The sequence below is a fragment of the Stenotrophomonas maltophilia genome, assembly GCF_023518235.1.
Taxonomy (GTDB): Bacteria; Pseudomonadota; Gammaproteobacteria; order Xanthomonadales; family Xanthomonadaceae; genus Stenotrophomonas.
Window position 1 is genome coordinate 4,308,514 of record NZ_CP090423.1, and the last position, 21,082, is coordinate 4,329,595.

General features: G+C 65.8%; 28 protein-coding genes. All 28 read left to right on the forward strand.

Annotated features, from left to right (window positions below; genetic code table 11):
* The gene (locus LZ605_RS20040) at positions 1–891 is read left to right on the forward strand and encodes a helix-turn-helix domain-containing protein (protein ID WP_249843048.1); all 891 of its coding nucleotides are present in this window, start codon (positions 1–3) and stop codon (positions 889–891) included.
* A complete protein-coding gene (locus tag LZ605_RS20045; protein WP_249843049.1) occupies positions 881–1,543 on the forward strand; it encodes a hypothetical protein in 663 nt (220 codons plus the stop codon). Before LZ605_RS20040 ends, LZ605_RS20045 begins: the two co-directional genes overlap by 11 nt.
* Positions 1,540–1,734, forward strand: coding sequence for a hypothetical protein (locus LZ605_RS20050; RefSeq protein ID WP_249843050.1), 195 nt, complete (start codon positions 1,540–1,542; stop codon positions 1,732–1,734). Before LZ605_RS20045 ends, LZ605_RS20050 begins: the two co-directional genes overlap by 4 nt.
* Positions 1,734–2,099, forward strand: a complete 366-nt coding sequence (locus tag LZ605_RS20055; protein WP_249843051.1) for a Ref family recombination enhancement nuclease — start codon at positions 1,734–1,736, stop codon at positions 2,097–2,099. Before LZ605_RS20050 ends, LZ605_RS20055 begins: the two co-directional genes overlap by 1 nt.
* Positions 2,096–2,299, forward strand: coding sequence for a hypothetical protein (locus LZ605_RS20060; protein WP_249843052.1), 204 nt, complete (start codon positions 2,096–2,098; stop codon positions 2,297–2,299). The genes LZ605_RS20055 and LZ605_RS20060 overlap by 4 nt, the downstream gene beginning before the upstream one ends.
* 70 nt (positions 2,300–2,369) lie before the next feature.
* A complete protein-coding gene (locus LZ605_RS20065; protein ID WP_249843053.1) occupies positions 2,370–3,074 on the forward strand; it encodes a hypothetical protein in 705 nt (234 codons plus the stop codon).
* Between the two features lie 189 nt (positions 3,075–3,263).
* Positions 3,264–3,461, forward strand: a complete 198-nt coding sequence (locus LZ605_RS20070; protein WP_032954460.1) for a hypothetical protein — start codon at positions 3,264–3,266, stop codon at positions 3,459–3,461.
* Positions 3,458–3,922, forward strand: a complete 465-nt coding sequence (locus tag LZ605_RS20075; protein WP_249843054.1) for a lysozyme — start codon at positions 3,458–3,460, stop codon at positions 3,920–3,922. The genes LZ605_RS20070 and LZ605_RS20075 overlap by 4 nt, the downstream gene beginning before the upstream one ends.
* Complete coding sequence (locus tag LZ605_RS20080) at positions 3,919–4,395, forward strand: lysis system i-spanin subunit Rz (protein ID WP_249843055.1); 477 nt, start codon at positions 3,919–3,921, stop codon at positions 4,393–4,395. Before LZ605_RS20075 ends, LZ605_RS20080 begins: the two co-directional genes overlap by 4 nt.
* A complete protein-coding gene (locus LZ605_RS20085; protein ID WP_249843056.1) occupies positions 4,392–4,736 on the forward strand; it encodes a DUF1064 domain-containing protein in 345 nt (114 codons plus the stop codon). Before LZ605_RS20080 ends, LZ605_RS20085 begins: the two co-directional genes overlap by 4 nt.
* A gap of 162 nt (positions 4,737–4,898) precedes the next feature.
* Positions 4,899–5,162, forward strand: a complete 264-nt coding sequence (locus tag LZ605_RS20090) for a hypothetical protein (protein WP_235651490.1) — start codon at positions 4,899–4,901, stop codon at positions 5,160–5,162.
* Positions 5,162–5,560 (forward strand): HNH endonuclease signature motif containing protein, encoded by a 399-nt coding sequence (locus LZ605_RS20095; RefSeq protein WP_249843057.1) that lies wholly within the window; start codon positions 5,162–5,164, stop codon positions 5,558–5,560. The genes LZ605_RS20090 and LZ605_RS20095 overlap by 1 nt, the downstream gene beginning before the upstream one ends.
* 82 nt (positions 5,561–5,642) lie before the next feature.
* Complete coding sequence (locus LZ605_RS20100; RefSeq protein WP_005408955.1) at positions 5,643–6,023, forward strand: hypothetical protein; 381 nt, start codon at positions 5,643–5,645, stop codon at positions 6,021–6,023.
* Positions 6,024–6,026: 3 nt separating this feature from the next.
* On the forward strand, positions 6,027–7,697 hold the full coding sequence (locus LZ605_RS20105; RefSeq protein ID WP_249843058.1) for a terminase large subunit: 1,671 nt from the start codon (positions 6,027–6,029) through the stop codon (positions 7,695–7,697).
* A complete protein-coding gene (locus LZ605_RS20110; protein ID WP_249843059.1) occupies positions 7,697–9,001 on the forward strand; it encodes a phage portal protein in 1,305 nt (434 codons plus the stop codon). Before LZ605_RS20105 ends, LZ605_RS20110 begins: the two co-directional genes overlap by 1 nt.
* Positions 8,988–9,725 (forward strand): head maturation protease, ClpP-related, encoded by a 738-nt coding sequence (locus tag LZ605_RS20115; protein WP_249843060.1) that lies wholly within the window; start codon positions 8,988–8,990, stop codon positions 9,723–9,725. Before LZ605_RS20110 ends, LZ605_RS20115 begins: the two co-directional genes overlap by 14 nt.
* A gap of 68 nt (positions 9,726–9,793) precedes the next feature.
* Positions 9,794–11,038 carry a phage major capsid protein gene (locus tag LZ605_RS20120; RefSeq protein ID WP_249843061.1) on the forward strand — a complete coding sequence of 415 codons (1,245 nt, stop codon included), beginning with the start codon at positions 9,794–9,796 and terminating at the stop codon, positions 11,036–11,038.
* Positions 11,039–11,095: 57 nt separating this feature from the next.
* Positions 11,096–11,500: a hypothetical protein gene (locus LZ605_RS20125; protein WP_249843062.1), complete on the forward strand. Its 405-nt coding sequence runs from the start codon at positions 11,096–11,098 to the stop codon at positions 11,498–11,500.
* 3 nt (positions 11,501–11,503) lie between these two features.
* Complete coding sequence (locus LZ605_RS20130) at positions 11,504–11,926, forward strand: head-tail connector protein (RefSeq protein ID WP_099473319.1); 423 nt, start codon at positions 11,504–11,506, stop codon at positions 11,924–11,926.
* Positions 11,923–12,255: a phage head closure protein gene (locus tag LZ605_RS20135; RefSeq protein ID WP_249843063.1), complete on the forward strand. Its 333-nt coding sequence runs from the start codon at positions 11,923–11,925 to the stop codon at positions 12,253–12,255. Before LZ605_RS20130 ends, LZ605_RS20135 begins: the two co-directional genes overlap by 4 nt.
* Positions 12,248–12,751 carry an HK97-gp10 family putative phage morphogenesis protein gene (locus LZ605_RS20140; RefSeq protein WP_249843064.1) on the forward strand — a complete coding sequence of 168 codons (504 nt, stop codon included), beginning with the start codon at positions 12,248–12,250 and terminating at the stop codon, positions 12,749–12,751. Before LZ605_RS20135 ends, LZ605_RS20140 begins: the two co-directional genes overlap by 8 nt.
* Positions 12,748–13,110, forward strand: a complete 363-nt coding sequence (gene gp17 / locus LZ605_RS20145) for a tail completion protein gp17 (RefSeq protein WP_249843065.1) — start codon at positions 12,748–12,750, stop codon at positions 13,108–13,110. Before LZ605_RS20140 ends, gp17 begins: the two co-directional genes overlap by 4 nt.
* Positions 13,111–13,188: 78 nt before the next feature.
* Positions 13,189–13,662 carry a phage tail tube protein gene (locus LZ605_RS20150; RefSeq protein WP_249843066.1) on the forward strand — a complete coding sequence of 158 codons (474 nt, stop codon included), beginning with the start codon at positions 13,189–13,191 and terminating at the stop codon, positions 13,660–13,662.
* Between the two features lie 125 nt (positions 13,663–13,787).
* A complete protein-coding gene (locus LZ605_RS20155) occupies positions 13,788–14,162 on the forward strand; it encodes a hypothetical protein (RefSeq protein WP_249843067.1) in 375 nt (124 codons plus the stop codon).
* Positions 14,163–14,239: 77 nt separating this feature from the next.
* On the forward strand, positions 14,240–14,455 hold the full coding sequence (locus tag LZ605_RS20160) for a hypothetical protein (protein WP_099473310.1): 216 nt from the start codon (positions 14,240–14,242) through the stop codon (positions 14,453–14,455).
* Between the two features lie 2 nt (positions 14,456–14,457).
* Entirely contained in the window at positions 14,458–16,425 is a 1,968-nt protein-coding gene (locus tag LZ605_RS20165) for a hypothetical protein (protein ID WP_249843068.1), read from the forward strand.
* A gap of 22 nt (positions 16,426–16,447) precedes the next feature.
* Complete coding sequence (locus tag LZ605_RS20170; RefSeq protein ID WP_249843069.1) at positions 16,448–17,191, forward strand: hypothetical protein; 744 nt, start codon at positions 16,448–16,450, stop codon at positions 17,189–17,191.
* 99 nt (positions 17,192–17,290) lie between these two features.
* Positions 17,291–21,082, forward strand: a complete 3,792-nt coding sequence (locus LZ605_RS20175) for a phage tail protein (protein WP_249843070.1) — start codon at positions 17,291–17,293, stop codon at positions 21,080–21,082.

The window sequence follows — 21,082 nt, forward strand, 5'->3', positions numbered from 1 at the left end:
ATGTCGACCATCATCATGTCGCAGTGCTGGCCGCTGCAGGGCCTGAGCGTCACGCAGAAGGCTGTGCTGATCTCGTTGGCTGATCAGGCGAACGACGACGGCGTGTGCTGGCCGGCGGTGGGCACCATCGCCGCGCGCTGCTGTATGTCTGCGCGCGCTGTGCGTACGGCAATGGATCATCTGGAGGCCGTCGGCCTGCTGACCCGTGACCGCCGCTTCAACAGCAGCACGGTCTACAAGGTCACTCCGGCCAACTTCGACAAGGCCGCCGCGCCGTCGAAGGCTGGCCGTAAGGCTGGAAAGGCAGGTGCTGCACCGGGCGCAGGGGCTGCGCCCCATGCAGGGGGTGCGCCCGCTACAGGAGGGGATGCGCCCCATGCAGGAGGGGATGCACCGGGCGCAGGTCTAGGGGTGCGCCCCCTGCCGCCTAACCGTCATATAACCCTCAATGAACCGTCAGGAGAACCGTCATTTCCGGCGGGCCTTCCGGCCGCGCCGCTGGCGGTGGATTCCGAGACCGACCTGCAGGCCGCGTGCCGCGCTACCTGGGCGGCCTACGCCAGCGCTTACCGCACCCGCCACGGTGTGGCGCCGGTCCGCAATGCAAAGGTGAACAGCAACGTTCGCCAAATCGTGCAGAGGCTCGGCCACACCGAGGCGCCGCTGGTCGCCGCGTGGTTCCTGACCGTCAACGAGCGCTATGTGGTGCAGAACATGCACGACCTGGGCGCGCTGCTGACGAAGTGCGAGGCATACCGCACGCAGTGGGCCACCGGTCGGCAGGTGACCGAGGAAGCCGCCCGACAGACGGACAAGACGCAGACGAACCTTGGCGCGGCCGACGCAGCCAAGGCACTACTGGCACAGCGGAGGGCGGCGCATGCTGGGTGATCAGGAGCAGGATCGGCTGGTCGATCTGTTGGTAGCTACCGCCGAGGTGATTGGCGACCAGCTCAGCCCGAACGCCGCCGCCTACATGGTTTCGGACCTGGCGCAGTACCCACTGCCGATGCTGGAGCGCGCGCTGGCTTCGTGCCGCCGGGAACTGAAGGCGCGGCTGTCGTTGGCCTCGATCCTCGAACGCATCGAGGACGGCCACCCGGCGCCGAACGAGGCATGGGCCAACGCGATCCGTGCCGCCGACGAAGGCGCAACCGTGGTCTGGACCGAGGAGACGCGCAATGCCTGGGCCGCCGCGCTGCCGCTGGTGCAGGCGGGTGACAAGATCGCCGCCCGTCCGGCATTCCTGGAGGTGTACGCCCGACTGGTGAAGGAAGCGCGCGCTGCACACCGGACCGCCAACTACCACCTGTCCCTCGGTGCCGACGTGTCCGGTCGGGACGGTGTGCTGCAGCAGGCCGTGGCCGCTGGCCAGCTGACCCACGAGCAGGTGGCCGAGCACCTGGCGCTGCCGCCGGCAACGCCGGCATTCAACCCGGTGGCGCTGCTGGCTGGAACTGTCGAGGCATGCCCGACCGCTGACGCCCGAACCCTCGCGCGCCTGGCGGAGATCGCGGAGCTGCTGGAGGGCAAAGCAGCATGAGTCCCGATCACTTCAACGTCGAAGTGCGCCCTGTGAGCGAGCCGGTTGCGGAGGCGGGTTGGTATCTGGCCTACGGCTACGGGATCAAGCCGCTGGTGGTCTACGCGACGCGCGGGATGACTGTCTGGCGGGACGGCATGCGCCAGATCCCGATCACCCGCTATGCCGGCCCTATCCCGGAGCTGCGCTGATGTGGTCGAACGCACCGCCGCCGACCGAGGCGGAGGCAGCACGCATCGAACTGGCGAAGACCGGGCCGTGCATGGCATGCCTCGTTCGCTACGCGCAGGGCTTGCTGGCGAAGAAGCACGTGATCTACGGCTGCGAATACAACCACGCCAAGTCGGGAAACATCCGGCGCGGCCATTTCTTCGGCTACGCGTTGTGCCAGTGGCATCACCAGCGCTACCGAACGGAACACATGACGCAGAAGCAAATGGTGGCCCGCTGGGGTCCACCGCTGCACTGGTCCAAGAGATTCCACGAGGCGTTCGGATCCGACGACGACCTGATCGCACAGCAGACCTACATCAACGAACTGAGGGCGGCAGCATGAAGAAGACGAAGGCCGTGGCGCCGAGGATCAACCCCCAGCGTGCGCCGCGCGAGCGGAGGATGGACCACAACACCGTTTCCCGCCCGCGGCGGGTGAAGGCGCGGCCTGCGGTTGGTGGCCCGCCGGAGACGGTGGAGGAGTTCGAGGCGCGGGGCGGGCAGGTGCAGCGCCTGACGGCCAGCTGGGACCGCGCGGCGTGACCGGTGCCGCATCGAGTAACGACCACGCGCGATCGCGCGCTGCACGAGCAAACCACCAAGGGGAAGGCGCATGGGAATGAACGAGGCACGCGAACTGCTGTCGAGCCGGACGGGGCCGAGGGCACTGAGCTTCGACGGGGGCATCGGCGGACCGAGCACTGAGGAAATCTTGGCCGCGCTGGCGTATGTCCCGGCCGGCCTTGGTCGAGAACTGCTGGAGGCGCTGTGGTGGCCGGAGAGTGGTCAGCGGAGGCGCGAGCAGCTGCGCCAGGCGGTTGTATCCCTGGTCGCGCCCGAGTTTACCCGTCAGATGCACGACCTTGCCGACGCCCGGACTGCATATGGCATCGCCAAAGCCAGCATGGGCTGGGGCGGCGGAACGATTACGGAGTTGCAGCGGCGGGAGCTGCACCGTACAGAGACGGCCCTGGACGATGCGCGCGCTGTCGCTTGGCCCAACAACACGATGGAGCAGTTGGGCGTACTGGCCGGGGCTGTGATCGCTGAGATGGTCGGTGCGCGTGACTGCTCACACTGTGGTGGTAAGAGGGTTCTTCAGGACCCTCGTGTACCAGGCGTCGTGAACTGCACGGAGTGCTGCGGCAGCGGGCATGAGCCCCTGAGCGGACGCAAACGCGCGGCTGCCATCGGGGCCGACTGGTCCGCCTATAGCCGGTTCTGGCGACCCGTCTACGAGTGGATGCTGGTCAACTTCCGTGCGGCTGAATCTCGCGCTGCAAGGAAGTTCAACAGGGCTCTCTCCAAGGCTGCATAGCGATGACTTCCTAGGTCATCGAAAACAGGCGCAATCTTCTCAGCATCCAGACGCAAGCCCCGGCCCAGCCGGGGCTTTTTCTTTGCCCGCGTCCCAGCCGGACAAACTCTCGTGCCGAGCCGGCGCTAGGGGCGGGCACCAATCAACCGGGAGGGGCATATGCCGAACCGGACGACATACGGGGCCACGATGAAGGACGAAATCATTGGCACTGCCGCTGGTGCTGTAGCGAAGGCTGCTCCACCGGTGACGGTAGCCGGCGCGGTTGCCGCAGGAGCGAACCTTGATCGCGTGGTGGTGGTTCTGACGATCATCTACCTGGTGGGCCAGATCAGCTATCTGGGCTGGCGCTGGGTTCGCGAATGGCGGCAGAGGGCGCGTGCATGAAGGCCAAGATCATCGGAAGCAGCGCCGCCGCCGTCATTGCTTTGGCTGCGGCCGCGCTGGTCAAGCCGTGGGAAGGCTACTCGCCCACGCCCTACATCGACATGGTGGGCGTCGCCACTCACTGCTACGGCGACACCAGCAGCCCCGAGAAGGCGATCTACACCGAGCAGGAGTGTGCAGAGAAGCTCAACAGCCGCCTAGGCAGCTACATGACCGGCATCAGCCAGTGCATCAAGGTGCCGCTACGCGAACGCGAGTGGGCTGCGGTTCTGAGCTGGACCTACAACGTGGGCGTCGGCGCCGCCTGCCGCTCGACGCTGGTGGGGCGTATCAACGCTGGCCAGCCTGCCGCGAGCTGGTGCCCGGAGCTGGACCGATGGGTCTATGCCGGCGGCAAGCGCGTGCAGGGGCTGGTGAACCGGCGGGCCGCTGAGCGCCGCATGTGCGAGGGCCGGCCGTGAACCGCACCGCCATCGCAGTCGCCGCCTTCGTCCTGTGGTCCGGCGCAATGATCTGCGTTGGCTGGGCCTGGCGCAGTGATCGGGCAGAGGGCAGGGAGGCCATCCAGCGCGCCGCCGGCGCCGAGGCAGCCGCCGCCCAGGTGAACCAGACCCGTGCCACCGAGCACGCCAAGGCCGAGACACTGGCCACCATCGGAGCGAAGCATGAAGAAGACCGCACTGCGGCCGCGACCGTCCCTGCTGCTGTTGTGGCTGACCTGCGCGCTGGTCGTCTCCAGCTGCGCGACGACCTCGCCACCTGCAGCACCAGCCTCCTGTCCCAAGCCGTCGCCGGCGCCGTCGAACGTGATGCGCACGCCGAACTACGAGCAGAGGTTGCGGGAGCTGCTGTTCAAATCGGCCGCGACGCCGACGACCACGTACGCGCCAGCCAAGCAGTGATCGTGGCTGACCGGCAACCGGTGACGCAATGAACCGCCGAGTGCTCGCGCTGGGTCGGCTGAAGACCGGCGAGATGAACAAGACCGAGGCTGCATATGCCGAGCACCTACGCGCGCTGCAGGCCGTGGGCAAGGTCCAATGGCACCGGTTCGAGGGCATGAAGCTGCGCCTGGCGGACAACACGTTCTACACCCCGGACTTTGCAGTCATGGCTGCCGACGGCGTCATGGAGTGCCACGAGGTGAAAGGGCACTGGCAGGACGATGCCAGGGCCAAGATCAAGATTGCCGCGGCCATGTACCCATTCCGCTTCATCGCGGTTAAGGCCAAGCCGAAACGGGATGGCGGCGGCTGGGCAGTGGAGGAGTTCTGATGACTGCGACAGTGCGGGCGTCGATACGCATGCGGTGGTGGCTTCGGTGGTATCTGGCTGCGGTGGTGTGGTTTGCCCGGGCCACGGGCATGGAACCGGACTGGGAGCGGGTCGAGCGGTGGATACGCCACGGCCTGGTACTGCGAACGACGAGGGTAGGTGATGGACGCTGCACGGATTGAAGAGGTGGCGCGCGCTGCGGCTGTCACAGCCCTGGCGGGGCTGATTGAGAGCAGCACCGACAGCCGTATCGACCGACTGGTCGGGATCATCGAGCAGCAGGGCAAGCAGATCGCCGAGCTAGCAATGCACGTTGGCCTGCTGGTGCAGGCCGTGGCGCAGCTGCTGGGCGAGGAGGCCGGCACGCCGGTGCATGACGAGGGTGCCGAGCCGGAGCGAGTCGACCTGGACGGGAAGCCTTACTGATGCCAACCCGGCCACCCCAGCACCGTGCGGCCGGCTGGCGCCCCTACAAGGAGACCACCGCTCAGGTCCGTAAGAGGCAGGCACGCCGCGCCCTGCCCACCAACTGCTCGCTGTGGCGCCGGCTCCGCTCGGTGGTGCTCACCCGTGAGCCGCTGTGCAGATGCTGCGCTGGGCAGGGCAGGGTGCGGCCAGCCACCGAGGTCGACCACATCGATGGGGACGACAGCAACAACGCCGACAGCAACCTGCAGCCGCTGTGCCGGCCGTGCCATAGCGCCAAGACGGCGCGGGAGAACGGCGGGTTCGGCAGGGATGCCCGCCCGCAGAGCGGAGCTGGACGAGCGGCGAGTTATCCACCGAAAGCTGAACGGAGAGGGAGGGGGGAGGGGCAAAGTTGAGGGCCTTCCTCGCCCGATACGCGCGCCCCCCTTTCTTCTCGCGTCCACAGAATTTGAATTTTGGATTTGGAGCTGACCGGCGATGGCCAGGCACAAGCAGCCCGCCGAGCTGGCAAAGCTCAAGGGGGCGGACAAGCGCAACCCGCAGCGTTACAGGGCCGAGGTGCCAAAGACGGGGAAGGCACTTGGCAAGGTGCCCGGCCATCTGCCGGACGAGGTCGCGGTGGTCTGGAAGGAGCTGGAGAAGTGCGCCCTGCCTGGCGTCCTCACCAGCGCCGACCGTTTCATCATGGAGGTGGCGTCATCGCTGCTTTCCGAGTTCCGTGCTAACCGCGGCGAGTTCGTTGCGGCCAAGTACTCCCACCTGATCGGCTGCCTGGCGCGCCTGGGCCTGACCCCGGCTGACCGTCAGAAGCTGGGGACCGAAAAGACCCCGGAGGGCAACCCATTCGACGAGTTCTGATCCATGACGCCGAGCGAATCAGCCAAGGCATACGCCAAGGGCGTCACGTCAGGAAAGATCCCGGCCGGCGAGTTCATCCGTCTGGCGTGCCAGCGGTTCCTGGATGACCTGAAGCGCAAGGGGGCCGACTGGCCCTACAAGTACGACGCCGAGAAGGCGGACCGCGCGGTGCGGTTCATGGAGAAGATGCCGCACACGAAAGGAAAGTGGGCGGCGCAGAAGCGCCTGCTGGTGCTGGAGCCCTGGCAGCACTTCATCGAGTGCAATCTGTTCGGCTGGGTCCACAAGAAGACCGGGCACCGGCGCTTCCGCCGCGCATACGAGGAGATCCCGCGCAAGAACGGCAAGTCGTTGCGACTGGCTGCCCGTGGCCTGTACCTGTTCTGCGCTGACGGCGAGGCGGGCGCGGAGGTCTATTCGGGCGCAACCAGCGAGAAACAGGCATACGAGGTGTTCCGCCCGGCCTGGCAGATGGTCCAGAAACTGCCGGCGCTGCGCGCCCGCTTCGGTATCGAACAGGCGGGCAACCCGAAGAACCCGGGGCCGCTGTTCGTCATGGAGGACATGTCCAAGTTCGAGACCATGATCGGCAAGCCCGGTGACGGTTCAAGCCCGCACGCGGCGCTGGTGGACGAGTACCACGAACATGACGATGACCACATGGTCGACGCCATGGAAACCGGCATGGGCGCGCGCGAGCAACCCCTGCTGTCGATCATCACCACGGCAGGCACGAACCTGTCGGGCCCATGCTTCGAGATGCGGGGCGATGCCATCCGCATCCTGCGCGGTGAGGTGACCGACGAGACGGTTTTCGCGGCGATTTACTGCATAGACGAGGGCGACCGCTGGGATGATCCCGCGAGCCTGCGCAAGGCCAACCCGAACTACGGCGTTTCCGTGTTCGAGCAGTTCCTGCTCGACCAGCTCGCCAAGGCAAAGCGGTCGGCCAGCAAGCAAAGCGCGTTCCGTACCAAGCACCTGAACGACTGGGTCGGCGCCAAGCTGGCATGGATGAACATGCTGGCCTGGCAGCGGCAGAAACGACGGTTTGAGGTGTCGGACTTTGCGGGCTGTCCGTGCTGGGTGGGCGTCGATCTGGCATCCAAGCTGGACGTGGCTGCCGTGGTGCTGCTGTTCGAGAAGGGCGATAGCTACTACGTCATTCCCCGGTTCTACGTGCCGGAGTCGGCCGTGGAGGAAAACGAGAAGTACCAGCAGTTCCTGCTGGACGAGCTGATCGTGTCCACGCCCGGGAACATGACGGACTACGCGTTCATCGAAGAGGAGCTGAAAGAGCTTGCGGCACAGGGCGTCGACCTGCGGGACATTGCCTTTGACCCGGCCCAAGCGGCGTACCTGATGACGCGCCTTGAACAGGAAGGGCTGCCGACCGTGGAGATGGCGCAGTCCGTGCGCAATCTCTCCGAGCCCATGAAAGAAGTGGAGGCGCTCATCCTGTCGCGGCGCCTGTGGCACGACGGCAACGCGGCCATGACCTGGATGATGGGCAACGTAGTGGCGCGCGTGGATGCCAAGGAACACGTCTATCCCCGCAAGGAAAAGATGGAAAGCAAGATCGACGGCGCGGTGGCGCTAATCATGGCCATGGGCCGCGCCATGCAGGCGCGGGACACCGGCACAACCCAACAAGGCTTCGTGGTGATCGACTGATGTTCGGACTATTCGAGAAGAACCGGCGGGCCGATGCCCGCGACCGTATCGAGCCGACGATCAGCAGCCTGGTCGACGGCGAGGTGATCCAGTCCTCCGACATGCGCATGTTCGAGGTGTTCGGGAACCCGATGACGGCCTCCGGAGCCGTGGTCAGCCCGGAATCGGCGATGCGGGTTTCGGCGGTGTTCGCTGCCGTTTCGCTGCTGGCCGGCGCGATCGCCCAGCTGCCGTTGCCTGTGTTCGAGCGGGTGGACGGCCATCGCAAGCGGGCGGAGCATGACCACTGGTGGCTGCTGAACGAGCAGTTCTCCTCCGGCTGGTCGAGCGCCACCGGCTGGGAGTTCATCGTCGGCCAGATGCTGCTGCGCGGTGATGGTGTGGTGTACGTGACGCGCAACCGTGCCGGGGTGGCGACCGGGTTGATCCCCTGGCCACGCGACAGGGTGATGATCCTCAAGCAGGAGAAAACCAGCCCACGGGAGCCGACACGCCTGCAGTACACGTTCCACGATGCGGACGGGTACTTCACCGTTGACCAGGACGACGTGCTCCATTTCCCCGGCTTCGGTTTCAACGGCGTGCACGGCATGTCGGTGATCCAGTGGGGCGCGCGGAACGGCATCGGCATCGCCATCCAAGGTGACGAGCACGCCGGCAAGTTCTTCAGCGAGGGCGGCAAGCCCGAAGTGGCCATCCGAACGCCCAACAAGATGACCAAGGAGCAGCAAGACGATTTCCGCGATGCGTGGGTCAAGAAGTACGGCGGGGTGCAGGGTAACCGTCGCATTCCGCTGGTTCTGACCGAGGGGCTGGAGGTTCACGAACTGACCATGTCAGCGGTCGACCAGCAGCTGCTGGAGTCGCGTCAGTGGCAGGTGATCGACGTAGCCCGCGCCTTCGGTGTGCCGCCCCACATGATCGGTGAAACCACCAAGTCGACCAGCTGGGGCAGTGGCATCGAGAGCATGGGCATCGGCTTCGTGAAGTACACGCTGGGCCCGCACCTGAAGCGGATCAAGGACGAGTTGAACCGCAAGCTGTTCCGCACGCCGCGCTACTTCGTTGAGCACAACGTCGACATGTTCATGGCCGGCGACTCGAAGACGCAGGCCGAGTACTTCAGCAAGGCGTTGGGTGGCCCTGGCACCCAAGGCTGGATGGTCGTCAACGAAGTCCGCCGCCTCAAGAACCTGCCTCCCATCGAGGGCGGCGACAAGCTCTACCAACAGAATGACCCCGCGCCACCGGCGAAGCCGGACAGCGACGACCCTGAAAGGAACCCTGAAGATGCCAATTCCTAAGCTGCTGCAGCTGGCCAAGAACAACGCCGGCCAGTCCAAGCCCATCAGGGCGGAGACCGAAGGTAAGGAGGCAACCATCTACCTGCACGGCGTCATCGGCGGGTGGTGGGGCGACATTGACGAGACGATGTTTGCCCAGGCCATGGCCGGCATCGAGGCGGACGTGATTCATCTGCGCATCGACTCGCCCGGCGGCGACGTGTTTGCGGCCCGGTCCATGATGACCGCCATCGCCCAGCACAAGGCCACTGTCATCGCCCACATCGATGGCTTGGCTGCCTCGGCTATGACCGGGGTCTGCATGGCGTGCGACAAGGTCGAGATCAGCCAAGGTGGTGCGTTCATGATCCACAACGCATGGACCATCACGGTCGGCAACAAGGCCGACATGACCAAGACTGGTGAGCTGCTGGCCAAGATCGATGCCGGCCTGGCCGGCGACTACACCCGCCGTACTGGGAAGGATCAGGCGCAGATCGTCCAGTGGATGGACGAAGAGACGTGGTTCACGGCCGACGAAGCCAAGGAACACGGCTTCGCAGACGAGGTGGTGGAGATCGTGGGCAAGAAGAAGACGTCCAACACCTGGGACCTGTCCGCCTACGACAACGCGCCTGCCGCGCTGGCCAACCGAACTCCCGAAGCCGACGACGGCGCCGCCGCCGCCGCCCATAAGGCCAACCTGTCGCGCCGCCTGGCGCTGCTGGAACGCTCCGCTGCGTAAGCGACTCCCGCCCGCAGTTCATCCCGACCGCCGAAAGGCGGTTTTTTTTCGACACGAGGAAATCACCAATGCCCTTCAACATTCAGGCCGAGCGGGAGCGCCGCACCGCGCTGGCAAAGGAAACCCGCAACCTGCTGGACACCAGCACCGGTGACGGCAACAAGTGGACGCCGGAGAACCAGGCCAAGTACGACAACAACATCGCCGAGATCGAGCGCATTGACGCGGCGATCGAGCGTCATCAGAAGGTCATGGACCTGACGGCCGACGAGGCACTGCGCGAGCAGGGCGTGCGTGAACACGACACCGCCAACCGCGGCGGCCGGGAGCTGTCCAACGAGGAGCGCCTGTTCGACCGCTGGGCGCGTGGCGGTGACAGCGCCCTGAGCGCCGAGGACTGGAAGCAGGTCAACGCGGCCATGTCGGGCAATCCGGCCGTCAACCCGGAGCAGGGTGGCTACACCGTTCCGACCACGCTGGCCGAGCAGATCCTGGATGCCCTGAAGGCATTCGGCGGCATGCGCCAGGTGGCTGATGTGTTCAGCACTGCCGGCGGCGAGCCGATGCAGTACCCGACCAGCGATGGCACCTCCGAAGAGGGCGAACTGGTCGCTGAAAACCAGTCGGCGAACGACCAGGACGTGGCCTTCGGCACCAAGGGCCTGCAGGTGTACAAGTACAGCTCCAAGGTGGTGACCGTGCCGTGGGAGCTGCTGCAGGACAGCACGGCCGATACCGCCGGCTTCATCGAGAAGCGCCTGCAGACCCGCCTGGGCCGTGTCACCAACCGCCACTACTCCGTCGGCACCGGCGTTGGCCAGCCGATGGGCGCCTTCACCGCCGCGGCTGTCGGCAAGATCGGCGCCGTCTCAGCGCTGCCGGTCATCACCTACGACGACCTGGTGGACCTGGAACACAGCGTCGATCCGGCATACCGCCAGCTGGCCAAGTGGATGTTCCACGACGACATGCTCAAGCTGATCCGCAAGGTGAAGGACGACCAGGGCCGGCCGATCTTCGTGCCGGGTTACGAGCAGGGCAATCCGGGCGGTGCGCCGGACCGTGTGCTGAACCGCGATATCCAGATCAACCAGCACGCCCCGGCCCCGGCCGCAGGCGCCACCTCGATCGCGTTCGGCGACTTCAGCTACTACAAGATCCGCGACGTGATGGCCGTGACTCTGTTCCGCTTCAACGACTCGGCCTACGTGAAGAAGGGCCAGGTGGGCTTCATGGCCTGGATGCGCTCCGGCGGCAACCTGGTCGACGTGGGCGGCGCGGTGAAGACCTTCAAGCACGGCGCTGCGGCTTAACCGCCTCGGCCCACGAACGGAGGGACGCCCCAGCGCGGGCGTCCCTCGGAGACGATCATGGCAAAGCAGAAGAACACCTCCGCGCAGGCGGCCAGCGGTCCGGCCGACGCGCGGGAAGCGCCCGCTACGGTAGTGGACGCAGCGGCTAGCCAGGGCGAGCAGCCGGACGCCGAAAGCCCCGACGCTGACGCGGCAGCGGCCGCCAGTGAACCGGAGACGGACGAGGGCGGAGAGAGCCAGAGGCCCGAAACCGTGGGGGCGGACAACGACCTGCCACCACCGGATGAAGAACCGGCTCCGCCGGAGGGTGAAACCGTGCCGGCGCTGGTGCTCAGTAACAACCACCTCGGGAAGATTGGCCAGGTGATCCAGGTCAACGCGGCACACGTTGAGGCGCTGCGCCTTGGCGGGCTGATCGACCCCCACCCCAATGCCATCAATTCGGCCATGCCGGAGGAATGACCCATGCTGCGCACGTTGACCCCGGCGGCAGAGGAACCCGTGTCGCTGAGCGAAGCGAAGGCGCACCTGGTAGTTATCCACGATGCCGACGACGCGCTGATCGGCGCCTTCATCACCGCCGCGCGTGAGTCGGTGGAGCGCACCACGGGGTATGCGTTGGCAGCAGCGACCTATGAGTGGACCCCGGTCGGCGAGGGCCGCTCTCCGCTGCCGATTGAGCCAGCCACGCTCGACAGCGAGCCGGGCGCCTATCCGGTGAAGTTCACGACGACACCTGGCCCGCTTCCGGGACCGCTGCGCGCGGCCGTGCTGCTGTTGCTGGGTGACCTGTACGCCAACCGCGAGGCGGTCGTGGCTGGCTCGCAGTTGGCCGAGAACCCAACCTTGGACCGGCTGATGTTCCCCTACCGGCGGGTGCTGCCATGAGGCGGGCAGGCAAATACCGGCATCGGATCGAGCTGCAGGACCACGGCCCGGTGCGTGATCCGCTCGGCGGGGACGTGAAGCAATGGCGTAGATGGCGGGCTGACGTGCCGGCAGAGGTGGTTCCGCTCTCGGGTCGAGAGTTCACCGCGGCCTCGGCCGAGCATGGGCAGGTAACTGCACGCATCGAGATCCCTTACCTGCCCGGGGTAGTGCCAACCATGCGTGCGGTGTTTGACGGGCAGGTGTACGCGATTCGTGCGGTGCTGCCGGATGCGACAGCACGCGGGCATATCACGCTGATGGTCGATGCCGGGGTGTCCGATGGCTGAGCAGGTGAAGATCGACGGCCTGGACGGCCTCCTGCGTTCACTTCGGGAGGCCCCCAAGGCGATCCAGGGGCGGGTCGTACAAGCCGGTATGCGCAAGGGCGGCAACGTCATCCGCGACGATGCCCGGCGGCGCGCTCCGAGAGCATCGGGGTTCATGGCCTCGCAGATCGTCACCCGCCGAGCCAACACCAAAAGCCGGCAGCGCGCAGGTGTAGGCCAAGGCGGCGAGTACTTCACGGTTGGAGTTAAGACCGGTCGCCGCCGGAAGTACGCCAACACAAAGCGCAACCGCCGCCGCGGCCGCGTCGGGAAGGTCTACGAGGAGGCGGGCTGGGCCTATTACTGGCGCTTCAAGGAATTCGGCACCAGGAAGATGAGGGCCGAGCCGTTCCTCACGCCGGCAGGCGAGGCCAAGGGGCCGGAGGCGGCACAGGTGATCATCAATGAAACCTGGGCGGCGCTGGGCAAGCAGCTGAAGAAGGATGGCTGGCGATGATGGTTCCCCTGATCCAGTCCCTGCTGCAGGGTGATGCAGCGGTTCGGCACGTGCTGGGCGACCCGATCCGCTTGTGGCCGGGAACCGCGCCACAGGAGGCAGCACTGCCCTACGCGACGTGGGAGGTGGTCGGCGGTTCGCCCACCGCGATGTTGTCCGAGCCGCCGCCGGCCGACGGCTGGCGCGTCCGATTGACCGTGTGGGGCGAAGCGCTGACGCAGGCCAACGGCGCGGCCGTCGCCATCCGCGACGCGATCGAGCGCGCGGGCAGCATCGAGTCTTACAACCCGACGCCTGACAGCGACGGCACGGACGCCTTTGGCATCTCCTTCGACGCCAGGCTCCTGCAACTGCGCTGAACCACACAACGGCAACCCACTGGCCCCGCAAGGGGCCTTTTTCATGCCCGGCGACGGGCGCAACACAAGGAAACCCCTATGGGACAGGTAATCAAGTCGAAGCATTCGCAGCTGTTCGTCGCCATCGCCGCGGCCGAGGTCATCAAGGTGACCCGACTGCGTTCGGTCGGCTTCCCCGATGGCCAGGCATCGGAGATCGATATCTCCGACTACGACGACGACTGGGACCAGTTCGTCGCCGGCCGCAAGCAGACCGGCAGCACCAGCATCGAGATCATCTACGACAGCGTCGACCACGAGAAGCTGGAAGAGCTGCACGAGACCGGTGCCGTCGTGAACTGGCTGGTGACCGCGCCGAAGTCGGAAACCGAAGGAGCGGCGAAGCCGGCCGCAGTCGCCGGCAAGATCACCCCGCCCACCGATGTGCTGTCCAAGCAGTTCGACGGCTTCGTCCAGAACTTCGCGGTGACCAGCCAGGACAACGACGTGTGGAAGGCGACGATCACCATCCGCGGCTCCGGCGCCGTCACCACGCACCGCCCGACGCCGTAAGGCTGCGGCAACGGCGCACACCCAGGCCCGCTGCGGCGGGCCATCTCTCTGACAGGGCGCGCGGATCCTCCGCGTGTTAGCCGTGCGCGACCCGCGCGCCCTGTCGCCATTCAAGGAAACGGCCAATGAGCAAGACCAGCGAAACCACCGAAACCCAGCCGCAGCAGCCCGTGAGCATCCTGCAGTCGTTCACCGACCTGGGCATGTTCGCGTCCAGGGACGTGCATGCCGATACGATCACCCTGCCGAACGGCGCCAAGGCACAGTTCCACGTGCGCGAGCTGCCGGATGCGGAGTTCCGCAAGCTGTGGGGCGAGGGCGACCGCGCCAAGCTGATCGCGGCAACCATCTGCGACGAAGACGGCAAGCCGGTCATGAACGTGACGCAGGCCGCCCAGCTCAAGCCTCTGGTGGCCGCTGAGCTGCAGCGCGTGGCCATGAAGCACTCCGGGTTCGGTGACGATGCCGCGCAGGCTCAGGCCGACGCGGGAAACGGCTAAGGCAGCGTGGCGAGGACTGGTTCTGGAAGGTCCTCGCCGGTCACCTGCACCGGCCGGTGTCGGACTTGCGGGCCACCATGTCGCGCCGCGAGTTCCTGGAATGGTGGGAGTTCCACAAACGGAACCCCATCGACCCCGTGAGCCTGCACATCAAGCCCGCTGCCTTCGTCGCATACATCACCGCCTCGCACAGCCAGGGCGGGACCAAGCGCTCCTTTCAGCACTACCTCGACGCCCTGGTGCCACGGTCCGATGAGGACGAGGCGCAGGACTGGTTCGACGGACTGGGATGACCATGACAGACACCTTCGGGCGGTTCGCCGCCACACCCATTGGCCCGGTACTCGCTGCGCGAGACGGCGGGCTTACCCTGGCCACCACCGGTGCCACCACGTTGGCCAGCCACGCGCGCTCCGATTTCAGTCTTGATGCCGGGACGGTGGGCGTGGAGTTCGCGGTGTGGGGCGATGACGCTGTTGGAGCCCTCGTAGGCTTCGCCACCGGCCCCGCAGCGCTGAATAAGGCGCTGGGTGCGGATCTCGCCAGCATCGGCTGGGACCTCGCCGCCGGGCGCCTGCTGCAGGCTGGAGGTGCAATCGCCACGGGTCTGCCGGTGGTGACACACGGCGACATTGTCGGCCTGCAGGTGGTCTTCGGGGCGCCGCGCCAGATCCGGCTCTACCTCAACGGCGCGCAGATCTTGGTGCGTGAACTGCAGCTCTCCGGGCCACTGTTCTTCGCCGCGTCACTGGCCGCCACCAAGGCGGGCGGGCTGTGCCTTGCAGTAAACGCGGGGCAGTGGGGGCCGCGCAGCGAAGCGGCAGCTGCAGGCTGGCGGTTGCCCTCTGCATCCGTCAGCCCGACCCGGCTGGCCGACGTGGACTGGCTGTCGGCGCCCGGCGACAGCCCGGCGAACGTTCGCTACGAGGGATTGGTGGCCGAGGGCGTCAACCTGATCCAAGAGCTGGCGTTCTGGCCATGGGGCGGTGATCCGGTATCCCAGGCAGCGGCCGCCGAGTGCGTCGTGGTCGATGCGGATGGCCTGCTGGACGCAATGGCAGGCACTGGCGCCTCAGGCAGTTCGGTGCAGATCCTGCTGGCAACCGAGAACGGGATGCGGGCCGACGCGGTCCCGGCCTTCCGTTGCGCTATCGAGCAGATCGAGATCAACGGCGACGGCACCAAGACGCTGCACCTGCGCGATGCGCACGACTACCTGGACGAGACCATCAACCGGGGCGTGTTCCTTCCGAATGTGGCGTCACTGGCGTGGAAGCCTCAGCCGGTGGTGATTGGCGCGGTGGCAAGCATCCCGGCCATGGGCGCCAACTCGGACGCAACATCAATGTTCGTCGCCGACAGCCGGGTCTACATCAACGCTGTCTTGGACCGCGGCGACTTGATGGAGATCAACACCTACAACGAGGCCCCTGACGGGCAACAGTTGCTCCTGAAGTCGCCCCCGGTGACGCCGGTGGTGGTTGACGCCTCCAGCATCGGCGCGGGCATGATGCCGGCGCGGTTGGAGCAGGCGGTGGGTGATGTGATGTCCAGGTTGGGGCGAGCAGCGTGGTCGGCCAGCGACTGTGCGGTAATCGACCAGGCCACTGGCTATATGGGTATCGGCTACTACGCGGGCACAGCCATTACTGGCCGCGCTGCGCTGAATGCGCTCCTGCCCAGCTACGGCGCCGGCTGCTACCAGGATCCATCTGGAGTGCTTCGCTTCGTCCGCGTGACTGCACCCGAGGCCTATGCCGGCGCTTTTGCCTTCGACCTGTCGGAGGATGATCTGGCCGCTGATCTGGTCATGGTGCCCGATGATGCTCCGAACCTGACGCGGCGCATGGCCTACCGACCCAACGGGCAAGCGCTGGGCGCATCGGACCTGGTCACCGACGTTGTCGATGTGCCCCAGTCCCGACGCGATGAGCTGACTGGCCTCTACCGAGGCCAGGTGTATGGCGCCGGTCCGCTGCATGTCCACTACCAGCGAGCGGAGGCGGCAGATCCGGTCATCTCGTTGTTCTGGCACGCCGGCGATGCCCAGGTGGAAATGGACCGGGTACTCGGGCTGTACCAGGTGCAGCGCTACTTCTACCAACTGACGGTGCGCGGTGATCAGGACCTGGCACCGCTTCCGGGTCAAATCGGCCGGCTCACGTATGGCCGCTACGGGCTTGAGGACGGCAAGCTTGTCCTGGTGCGGCGCGTCGAGCGCAACCCTGCCACGGGGGACGTGGTGCTGACGGTGTGGGGATGATGACGTGTTGATTGGATATGGCATGCCGGCAGTCGCGACGGTGACCCTCACCGGTGGCACGTGGTTGAGTGCGGACCAGGGCTCGGCGCTCTTCGATGGCAAGCCGGGGCGATCGTCGCGGATCCGGCGCACCGGTTCGCTGGCGATCACGATCACCCTGGCCGAGGCTGTTGTGCCGGGGATCATCGCGGTCCTCGGCCTCAACATCCCGCCCGGCACGCAGGTGAGTGCGGCCGGCGCCAGCGGCACCACGGTTCGACTGCCCGACAGGAGTGTCTGCGCATGGCTGTTTCCGCAGGCCAATGCCCTGGTTTCGACCGTGTCCGTCGAGATCGCGACAACCGCGACGAACGTGGACGTTGGCGAGATCGGGATCTTCCGAGCGGTCGGTGTGGGGATCAGCGACGGCTGGGCGGTGGCCACTATCGACACCAGTGTGCACAACCGCACGAAGGGCGCCCAGGTGAACACGGTTCCAGGGCGTCTGTACCGCAGGTTGACATGCACCCTGTCTGGCCGGGCGACTGCCATAGTGCGCGGCGGTGGGCTGGGTGGGACTGATTGGGAGACGGTGGCGGCAGCGATCGCGGGGCGCCGGCGCTCTTGCGTTGTTCCGCAGTACCGGGACGTGGTCAGCAAGGCGTTCGACCCGCTGCTGGCGGCGCGGTCGGCGATCTACGGTTATCCGACACAGCTGCCGTCGGCGGAGAACATCAGCAGGCAGTACTTCACCGGATACATGGAGTTCGAGGAGGTTCCGGCCTGACCGATACGCCCATCCGCTCGTCGGGAATCCAGATTCGCCATCACCCCTAACATTGAGCCCAAGGCCCGCTACGTGCGGGCCTTTTCTTTGGACTACGCGATGAGCCTCTACACACTTACCGTTGATCTTCTGCTTAAGACGGGCTCGTTTGAACGCGACGGCGGCAAGGCTGCGCGCCAATTTGATCAGCGAATGCAGAGCATGCAGGCGTCCGCGCGGCGCGCTGGGACGGCGATCGGCCTGGCAATTTCCGCTGGAGTGACGGCCTGTGGCGCCGCCATGGTTCAGTGGACGCGCCAGGTCGCCGATCTTGGCGTGGAGTACGACAAGCTCGGCAAGCTTTCGGGGACGACCTCGGAGCAGTTTCAGCGCATGGCGGCAGGCGCGAACACTGTTGGCATGAGCCACGAGAAGCTGGCGGATATCTTCAAGGACGTTCAGGACAAGATAGGCGACTACGTCCAGACCGGGGGCGGAGCCCTTGCCGATTTCTTCGACAATATCGCCAAGCGAACGGGTGTCACGGCCGAGCAAATGCGCAAGCTGTCGGGGCCTGATGCGTTAGGGCTCTACTTCAAGAGTCTTGAACGGGCGAACCTGTCGCAGACGGAACTGACCTTCTACATGGAGGCTATCGCCAGCGACGCATCGGCGCTTATCCCGCTGCTGCGCAACAACAGCGCTGGGTTCCAGCAGTGGGGCAATGCAGCGCAAGCGGCAGGGGCCATCATTGATGGAAAGACCAACAAGGCGACCGAACGCCTCCGTAAGGTCACACTTGAAGCCGATCTAGCCTTCAAGGGGCTAAAGGTAAGCGTGGCGGAGGAGATCATTCCGGCACTATCGGATTTCTCTGAACTCCTGAACGACCCCGATTTCCGACAAGGGTTCGGCGTAATTGTTCAAGGCTTGGCCACAGTAACGACCAAGGCCGCCGAAGCTGCGTCGATGATTGGAAATCTCTCATCGCTGATAGCGCAAGGATTTAAGTCTGTTCCCGATAAAAGCTATGCCGGTCTGATCCAGGAGCGCATGCGGATCGAGGAGCAGATCGCTGGCGCAAAGGACGTAGCCGCCAGGGCCCGAGCAGGGAACGCATCATGGTGGGAAGGAGGGCTTTTCCAGAACACGAACAGCGAAGCTAACGCCAAGTCATGGGATAAGTATGTCCGTGACCGAGAAGCAGAGTTGGAACGCGTTGATGCTGCTCTGAAGCGCCGACGAATGAAGGACTTGGCCGACTCCGTTGTTGTTATCGACAACGGGCAGCCGTTGCCGGAATCTGCACTGAAGCCTGACGCCGTGGGCTACCGGCCAACGGGGAATATTGACAAGGGCGCACGGGACAAGGCCGACGCGGAGGCGAAGCGGCGCGCAGATGAGATTGCCCGCTATCGCAGCCAAGCGCAGGAAGCTGCTGGGGCTATCGAGGGGCCGTTGGCCGCGGCCATGGCTAGGCACCTTGGCAACATGTCCGAGTACAACAGCCTGCTCGCCAAGGGAAATATTGCGCAAGCTGACGCCAATGTGCTGATGGCTCAGAGCGCCATCGAGTACTCGAAAGTGGCGGCCGACGTAGAGAAGGCGCTGGCCAGTCCGGAATCGCTGCTGGCGACCATGGACGCGGAGGTCGCCATGCTCGGCAAGGTTGGCCGTGCACGCGAACTGTCGCGGCGCGAGATGATGAACGAGCGGGACATGCGGCAGGAGCTGCAGAAGGCGGTGGAGGCCGCTGGCGGCAAGGAGGCGCTGGCGCTATCCAAGGGGGCGGCGAGCTACGAGCAGTACGAGCAGTCCATGCTGGGCGCCGCCCGGGCATCGGCCGATCTGTCGCTGCGTGCGGAGGAGGCAGCTGCCAACGTTGAGGCATGGGCCGGCGTGGTCATCAACGGCGTGGGCGATGCCGCTGACGCCATGGCCGACTTCGTTGCCGGCGGTATGCGGGACTTCGACAACCTGTGGGACGACCTGAGGGATGCGGCCAAGCGGGGGTTGCGCGACCTGGCCCGCGAGTTTCTGCAGCAGAAGCTGGTGATCCCGATCCAGACGCAGATTCTGAATTCGGCCAACGGGCAGGGCGGTGGCCTGAACCTGCAGAGCTTGATGGGCCTGTTCGGCGGCAACGGCTCGGCGGCCGGTGGGCAGAACGTGAGCACCGTGGCCGGTCTGCTTTCCAAGGGCCAGGGCCTGTTCGGCTTTGGCCGCTCTGCCGGCGCTGCGGCGGGAACCCTGACCGGCTTCGGCGACGTGACCAGCATGGCCGGCATGACCGGCTCCAGCTTCTCCGGTCTGATCGGTGGTGGCGGTGCAGGAGCGGGGGCTGGGGCAGCAGGTGCTGCAAGCTCGGCCGCAGCGGCGGTGCCGATCATCGGCTGGATCGTGGCCGGCATGATGAAGAACGCCCAGCTGTTCGACCAGGGCTGGAACATCGCCAACGGTGAGAGCTGGGCCGGCAAGATCGCCACGGCCGGCGCGGTCGGATTGGCCGACAAGGCGTTCCGTGGTCTGGGCTTCAACGACAAAGTCGCCTCGATCCTGTCCGGGTCCAGCATCCACGCCAAGCTGTTCGGCCGCCAGGCGCCCAAGGTCACGGGGCAGGGCATCGTCGGCAGCTACGGCTTCGGCGGAATGGACGCGCAGAGCTACGCCGATATCAAGGCCAAGGGAGGACTGTTCCGTAGCGACAAGAAGTGGACGCAGTACGGCGCGCTAGACCCGGGGATTGATCGGACCTTCGATATGGCCGCGCGGCAGGTGCGCGGTGCTGCGACCGATCTGGCCAAGCAGCTGGGCGTGGACCTTACCAGGCAGCTGGGTGCCGTCCGCGTCGATCTCGGCAAGCTCCAGTTGTCGGCCGACTCCACCGAGGCCAAGGCACAGCTGGAAGCCTACCTCGGCGACATGACCGACCGACTTTACAGCGAGGCGGTCAAGGCGGCGGGGTTTGATGGCCAACTGGACGGCTACTTCCAAGCATCGGACGTGTTCACCGCGCTCAGTGCGTCGATTGCGCTGGCCGTTGGCAACGCCGACGAGTTGGGTCGGGCGCTCAATGGACTGGAGGTCGACAAGGTCAACAAGGCGGTGGACTACTTCCAGGACCTGGCCAGCGTCGCCGGCACAGACCTGGCCACCCAGGTCGAGAAGGTGACCGGGCTGCTCGGCAACTATGCCAGCCTCATGGCCGACGTGAGCACCCAGCTGATGACGGCCAACTTGACGCAGTACCAGTCGCAGGCGTTGTCGATTGAGCGCACGTATCGGCAACAGGTGAAGTCGGCCAACGATTACGCCAAGGCGCTCGGCCTCTCGGGCGCGCGCGCGGAGGACTTGGCCAAGATCGAGGCACTACGCGCCACGAACATGGGCAAGCTGCAGGCGCAGATCGACAAGGACAAGAAGGCCATGCAGTACGGCCTTTCGATCAGTGACCTTTCGCCGCTGACGGACCAGGAGAAGCTGGGCGAAGCGATGAAGGAGCTGGAGCGGGCCGTGGCCGGTGGCGACACCAGCGCCGCGCAGGCGGCAGCTCAGGCCGCGCTGGGCTTCGGTCGGAACCTGTACGCCAGCGGGCAGGACTACAACAGCCTGTATGGCCGAGTCACCGGCCTCATCGATGGCATGAAGGTCGGAGATCTCAATCAGCCGGACGGAACCAGCATGGGGGCGTTGGCAGACGCCATCGAGGCGCTGCCGGACAACTTCAGCCGGGCCGTGTTCGACCTGGTTGTGAACAACGAGGCTCAGACGCAAACCACCGCCGCCGTACAGCAGGGCAACGCTCTGCTCGCCGAGCAGAACCAGCTGCTCCGCCAGCTCGTGTCTACCACTACCCAGGGCGTACGCGCCGCCAGCAGTGCAGCGCTGCGCGAAGCACTCAACGCGAGGTAA

Bases quoted from the DNA above. Each gene is read 5' to 3' on its own strand.
- LZ605_RS20040 (WP_249843048.1), top strand. From the start codon at position 1: ATGTCGACCATCATCATGTCGCAGTGCTGGCCGCTGCAGGGCCTGAGC.
- LZ605_RS20045 (WP_249843049.1), top strand. From the start codon at position 881: ATGCTGGGTGATCAGGAGCAGGATCGGCTGGTCGATCTGTTGGTAGCT.
- LZ605_RS20050 (WP_249843050.1), top strand. From the start codon at position 1,540: ATGAGTCCCGATCACTTCAACGTCGAAGTGCGCCCTGTGAGCGAGCCG.
- LZ605_RS20055 (WP_249843051.1), top strand. From the start codon at position 1,734: ATGTGGTCGAACGCACCGCCGCCGACCGAGGCGGAGGCAGCACGCATC.
- LZ605_RS20060 (WP_249843052.1), top strand. From the start codon at position 2,096: ATGAAGAAGACGAAGGCCGTGGCGCCGAGGATCAACCCCCAGCGTGCG.
- LZ605_RS20065 (WP_249843053.1), top strand. From the start codon at position 2,370: ATGGGAATGAACGAGGCACGCGAACTGCTGTCGAGCCGGACGGGGCCG.
- LZ605_RS20070 (WP_032954460.1), top strand. From the start codon at position 3,264: ATGAAGGACGAAATCATTGGCACTGCCGCTGGTGCTGTAGCGAAGGCT.
- LZ605_RS20075 (WP_249843054.1), top strand. From the start codon at position 3,458: ATGAAGGCCAAGATCATCGGAAGCAGCGCCGCCGCCGTCATTGCTTTG.
- LZ605_RS20085 (WP_249843056.1), top strand. From the start codon at position 4,392: ATGAACCGCCGAGTGCTCGCGCTGGGTCGGCTGAAGACCGGCGAGATG.
- LZ605_RS20090 (WP_235651490.1), top strand. From the start codon at position 4,899: ATGGACGCTGCACGGATTGAAGAGGTGGCGCGCGCTGCGGCTGTCACA.
- LZ605_RS20095 (WP_249843057.1), top strand. From the start codon at position 5,162: ATGCCAACCCGGCCACCCCAGCACCGTGCGGCCGGCTGGCGCCCCTAC.
- LZ605_RS20100 (WP_005408955.1), top strand. From the start codon at position 5,643: ATGGCCAGGCACAAGCAGCCCGCCGAGCTGGCAAAGCTCAAGGGGGCG.
- LZ605_RS20105 (WP_249843058.1), top strand. From the start codon at position 6,027: ATGACGCCGAGCGAATCAGCCAAGGCATACGCCAAGGGCGTCACGTCA.
- LZ605_RS20110 (WP_249843059.1), top strand. From the start codon at position 7,697: ATGTTCGGACTATTCGAGAAGAACCGGCGGGCCGATGCCCGCGACCGT.
- LZ605_RS20115 (WP_249843060.1), top strand. From the start codon at position 8,988: ATGCCAATTCCTAAGCTGCTGCAGCTGGCCAAGAACAACGCCGGCCAG.
- LZ605_RS20120 (WP_249843061.1), top strand. From the start codon at position 9,794: ATGCCCTTCAACATTCAGGCCGAGCGGGAGCGCCGCACCGCGCTGGCA.
- LZ605_RS20125 (WP_249843062.1), top strand. From the start codon at position 11,096: ATGGCAAAGCAGAAGAACACCTCCGCGCAGGCGGCCAGCGGTCCGGCC.
- LZ605_RS20130 (WP_099473319.1), top strand. From the start codon at position 11,504: ATGCTGCGCACGTTGACCCCGGCGGCAGAGGAACCCGTGTCGCTGAGC.
- LZ605_RS20135 (WP_249843063.1), top strand. From the start codon at position 11,923: ATGAGGCGGGCAGGCAAATACCGGCATCGGATCGAGCTGCAGGACCAC.
- LZ605_RS20140 (WP_249843064.1), top strand. From the start codon at position 12,248: ATGGCTGAGCAGGTGAAGATCGACGGCCTGGACGGCCTCCTGCGTTCA.
- gp17 (WP_249843065.1), top strand. From the start codon at position 12,748: ATGATGGTTCCCCTGATCCAGTCCCTGCTGCAGGGTGATGCAGCGGTT.
- LZ605_RS20150 (WP_249843066.1), top strand. From the start codon at position 13,189: ATGGGACAGGTAATCAAGTCGAAGCATTCGCAGCTGTTCGTCGCCATC.
- LZ605_RS20155 (WP_249843067.1), top strand. From the start codon at position 13,788: ATGAGCAAGACCAGCGAAACCACCGAAACCCAGCCGCAGCAGCCCGTG.
- LZ605_RS20160 (WP_099473310.1), top strand. From the start codon at position 14,240: ATGTCGCGCCGCGAGTTCCTGGAATGGTGGGAGTTCCACAAACGGAAC.
- LZ605_RS20165 (WP_249843068.1), top strand. From the start codon at position 14,458: ATGACAGACACCTTCGGGCGGTTCGCCGCCACACCCATTGGCCCGGTA.
- LZ605_RS20170 (WP_249843069.1), top strand. From the start codon at position 16,448: ATGCCGGCAGTCGCGACGGTGACCCTCACCGGTGGCACGTGGTTGAGT.
- LZ605_RS20175 (WP_249843070.1), top strand. From the start codon at position 17,291: ATGAGCCTCTACACACTTACCGTTGATCTTCTGCTTAAGACGGGCTCG.